Genomic DNA, 3,735 nt, shown 5'->3' with positions numbered 1-3,735 from the left:
AAAAAAACTGATACTCCCGCGTTTCCAAGATGGCTCGTTCGCTGACAACTCAGTGATCGGGTTTAGTTGACCCACTACAAACCTGCCAACCAAACAACTGTAAGTCCAGTCATCGACCCTCTCAATCACCCGATCAAAACATCCGATTAGCCATCCTTCGAAACATTCCGTAACGTTGTTTCCCCGTGCGACAGATGCGCGCACCGCTTGAGCTTCTGCTCCCTACGCTCAGCCCACGACCACGCACGAGCCCACCATGTCTCTGAACACCCCGCAGCAAATCGCTGAAATTGCCGTCGAAAGCGGCGTCAAGAAGGCCCACCTGGGCCTGTCGTCGTTGATGATCCTGGGCTTTCTGGCAGGGGCTTTCATTGCCCTCGGGTTTCTTCTCGATATTCATGTCAGCACCATGATCCCTCACGAGTGGGCGTCGCTGGGCAATCTGCTTGGCGCTGTGGTATTTCCGGTCGGGCTTATTCTGGTGGTGCTGGCCGGTGGCGAGTTGCTGACCGGCAACATGATGAGCCTGCCCATGGCGCTATTCGCCGGGCGTATCGGTCTGGGTCAGTTGGTGCGCAACTGGGTACTGGTGACGCTGGCCAACCTGATCGGCGCGCTGTTCGTCGCCTATTGTTTCGGCCATGTGGTGGGGCTGACTGAAGGCCCATTCCTGGCCAAGACTGTGGCCATCGCCAATGCCAAGGTGGGGGCCAGCTTCGAACAGGCATTCATCTCGGGTATTGGCTGCAATTGGCTGGTGTGCCTGGCGGTGTGGCTCAGCTACGCGAGCAAGGACGTGATCGGTAAAGTGGCCGGCATGTGGTTTCCGGTGATGGCATTCGTCGCGATCGGCTTTCAGCACATCGTCGCCAATATGTTCGTCATTCCTGCAGCGATCTTTGCCGGCGCCTTGAGCTGGGCGCAGTTCGGCGACAACTTCGTTCCGGTATTTTTGGGTAACGCGGTGGGCGGTGCGGTGTTCGTCAGCCTGGCCTATCACCTGGCCTTCTTCAATGCGGCAGCCCGACCTGCTGAGCTGTCCAGGACCAGCGGCGCGCAAGCACCGGAATAATCTGACGCCATACAGGCTCTGCGGTGAAAAGAGATGACGGCCGCAGAGCAAACCAGCAAGTTGAAGAGCAAAACTCACCTCACAAGCAAATAGTCGAGTTGGCTCGACAAGAGCCTTTGAATGAAGCCGACTCCTCGCGTACCCACCGCCAATCCAGGCCGCACGCGCTCAGACACTGTCCATAAAACCGATCCACGCCGCCGGCAGCAATAAAACCGCCAGTACTCGATTCATCCACTGCACTCGCCAAGGCGATGTGAGCCAGCGGGACGAGCCTGCGCCCATCAAAGCCCAGCTGCCGAGGCAGGGCAAGGAAATCAGAAAAAACACCAGCGCCAGGTAAGACACCGGGCTGCGCTGGCTGAATACACTGACTACCGCCAGCGCCATGACCCAGGTCTTGGGATTTACTAATTGCAGTGCTGCGCCACCGATAAAGCCCATCGGCAGACTGTTTTGCCGCTCGATTGAGTCGGTCGGGCCGGCACCTATTTTCCAGGCCAGCCAGGTTAGCCACAGCACGCCGACCCATGCCATGACGCGCTGAGCATTGGGGATCGCGAGCAATGAGTGGCCGACCCCCATGCCGACGAGCAACACCAACAGTGCAGCGCCGGTGCAGGCTCCCAGAATCAACGGTACGACGGCGCGCCAGCCGAAGCGGGCACTGTTGCTTAATACCAGGATGTTGGTGGGGCCGGGGGTAATCGAGGCGACGAAGGCGAACAGAATGAAAGGCAGCATAATCGGCAATCCAGGGCTGAAAAAGCCCATGCTGCGACATACCACAGGATCAGTCTGGAAGGTTTGAGCAGCGCAAGCGATAGGCCGCCGGGCTCAGTCCGTAGGCGCGCATGAACCAGCGGCCCAGATGGCTTTGGTCAACAAAGCCCAGATCGCTGGCCACCTGAGCGGGCCAGATTCCGGCTGCCAGCATTCGACGGGCCTTGGCCAGGCGCAGCTGTACCAGATATGCATGAGGCGGCAGGCCGAAGGCGGCCTTGAAAGCCCGCGTCAAGCGAAAGCGGTCAATGCCACAAACAGCTGCCAACTCGTTCATGCCCACGTCCTGATGCAGATGCGCGTGCAGATAATCCCTCGCCCGCAAGGCCACCTGCGGCAAGCGCGGATCGGGATCGGTCATGCGTCGCCATTGCATCCGATCAATGAGCTGCGCCAGTAATTCATCCAACGCGCTTTGACGAACGATGCGTAGTTCTTTTTGATGCAGCGCCGTGAAAGCGAACGTGACCGCGTGAGCCAGCCGTGATTCGGTTTGCAGGGTGTTGGCGAAAGAAGGCAAATGCTGGTCGGGAGCCTGTTCGAACAACCCACTGAGCTCCCGGCTCAGCCAATGCGGGTCCAGGTACAGCATCTGATAGGTGAACCCTTCGGCGCACGGGGCATTGCCATCATGAATTTCCCCCGGTTCCAGTGTGAACACCTGCCCGGGCGTACTGGCATAGCGCTGACGGCGGCAATTGAACTGCTGCACACCTTGACGGGTAACGCCCACCAGATAGCTGTCATGCCAATGGGGATCATAGGCATGCCCCTGAAAGTGCGCGTGCAGCGTCTCGATGCCTGTATCAAGGTCGCGAGCGAGGTCTATCCAGTGTGTGGAAGGCATAAAACACCTGAATCGATGAAAGCGATTGGTTATCGCTGACGTCAGAAGGTGAGTCTAGAACATTCGTGCATTCATCTGTCTGTTGGAATTGCAGTTGCCAAAGGTCGCGACACGAAGCCCAACGGCTTGCTACCCAAAGGTTCTCATAAACGGCTCAGCACATCGTCTGACCGCAGCGATGACCTCCGGCGCCCGCTCGTTCAGCTCAACCGAACGCGCCAGTACTTGCTCCAGTGCCTGAAGTTGCCCGGAAATCACCTCCTCTGGACGTGTCACATCACAGATCTGGGCGAAATCCAGTAGGCCCTGCCGCGAGGCGAATAGCGACTTGTTGCCGAGCAGATCCAGTGCCAACACGTCCTCGGGGATATAAGCCGTGGTGTTGACGATGTCGTAAGCTGGAGCGAGCCGTGCATCTCGTTGGGTGGGGTCGGAATACAGCAGACCGAAGTTTTTCAGGTGGGCGTCGCCGTTGCCGACAATACAGCTCAGGGTCACGATGGCGAATAGCTGGGCCAATGAGTCCTGTACCTGGTCGGGGGCACAGAACAGGCGGATTGCTTTGGCGATAGCGGAGTAGCTCTTGCAGCGTGGTCATCATCAGTCGAATACTCCCTCAATTTCATCCAGTGTAGGCATGACAGCGGGTATGACCGAGAGCTCACAATCCAGCGCCCCGAGCACGCGCGCATAGGCCGTCATACCTACTGAGAGGTCACCTTTTTCTAAGGCGATTATCTTTTGCCGGGTGACGGCTGCCATCGCGGCGAGCCTGGCTTGCGTAAGCCCTCGATTGAGGCGGCGCTGCCGAATCTGCTCGCCAAGACGCGTTGTGATGAGGGAATAGTCCATGTTCCGTATACATAACAAATTAGATTAAATGTAACGTATACCTAACCTTTGAATAAATCAAACTGATGTGTGAACGGGGCTTTGAGTCGCGGCACCGGCTAGCGGATCTATTGAAATGCTATTACAGAGTCAGATGAGACCTGACGGCTCAGAGCTATACATCGGGGAGTATCAGTTTTTT

The 3,735-nt window shown here is 57.5% G+C and carries 4 protein-coding genes and 1 pseudogene; 1 reads left to right on the top strand and 4 read right to left on the bottom strand.

What is annotated here, in order from left to right:
* Positions 1–256: 256 nt before the first annotated feature.
* Positions 257–1,072 (top strand): formate/nitrite transporter family protein, encoded by an 816-nt coding sequence (locus ALO64_RS22980; protein WP_044345696.1) that lies wholly within the window; start codon positions 257–259, stop codon positions 1,070–1,072.
* A 168-nt stretch (positions 1,073–1,240) separates the two neighbouring features.
* Here the strand turns inward: ALO64_RS22980 and ALO64_RS22975 are convergent, their stop codons facing one another.
* The 4 genes and pseudogenes from ALO64_RS22975 to ALO64_RS22960 form a co-directional block, all read right to left on the bottom strand.
* On the bottom strand, positions 1,241–1,816 hold the full coding sequence (locus ALO64_RS22975) for a LysE family translocator (protein WP_044345695.1): 576 nt from the start codon (positions 1,814–1,816) through the stop codon (positions 1,241–1,243).
* A 49-nt stretch (positions 1,817–1,865) separates the two neighbouring features.
* Positions 1,866–2,702 (bottom strand): AraC family transcriptional regulator, encoded by an 837-nt coding sequence (locus ALO64_RS22970; protein WP_044345693.1) that lies wholly within the window; start codon positions 2,700–2,702, stop codon positions 1,866–1,868.
* A gap of 129 nt (positions 2,703–2,831) precedes the next feature.
* Positions 2,832–3,287 (bottom strand): annotated as a pseudogene (locus tag ALO64_RS22965) (HipA domain-containing protein); the annotation flags it as partial.
* Positions 3,288–3,302: 15 nt separating this feature from the next.
* Complete coding sequence (locus ALO64_RS22960) at positions 3,303–3,554, bottom strand: helix-turn-helix transcriptional regulator (RefSeq protein WP_044345689.1); 252 nt, start codon at positions 3,552–3,554, stop codon at positions 3,303–3,305.
* Positions 3,555–3,735 lie beyond the last annotated feature (181 nt).

It is taken from the genome of Pseudomonas meliae (assembly GCF_001400515.1).
GTDB classification, from domain to species: domain Bacteria; phylum Pseudomonadota; class Gammaproteobacteria; order Pseudomonadales; family Pseudomonadaceae; genus Aquipseudomonas; species Aquipseudomonas amygdali.
Note: the sequence above shows the minus strand (reverse complement) of the source record. Positions and strands in the feature narration are given on the sequence as shown.

What these genes read in the sequence shown, in the direction of transcription:
- ALO64_RS22975 (WP_044345695.1), bottom strand. Translation starts at nt 1,816, where the DNA reads ATGCTGCCTTTCATTCTGTTCGCCTTCGTCGCCTCGATTACCCCCGGC.
- ALO64_RS22970 (WP_044345693.1), bottom strand. Translation starts at nt 2,702, where the DNA reads ATGCCTTCCACACACTGGATAGACCTCGCTCGCGACCTTGATACAGGC.
- ALO64_RS22980 (WP_044345696.1), top strand. Translation starts at nt 257, where the DNA reads ATGTCTCTGAACACCCCGCAGCAAATCGCTGAAATTGCCGTCGAAAGC.
- ALO64_RS22960 (WP_044345689.1), bottom strand. Translation starts at nt 3,554, where the DNA reads ATGGACTATTCCCTCATCACAACGCGTCTTGGCGAGCAGATTCGGCAG.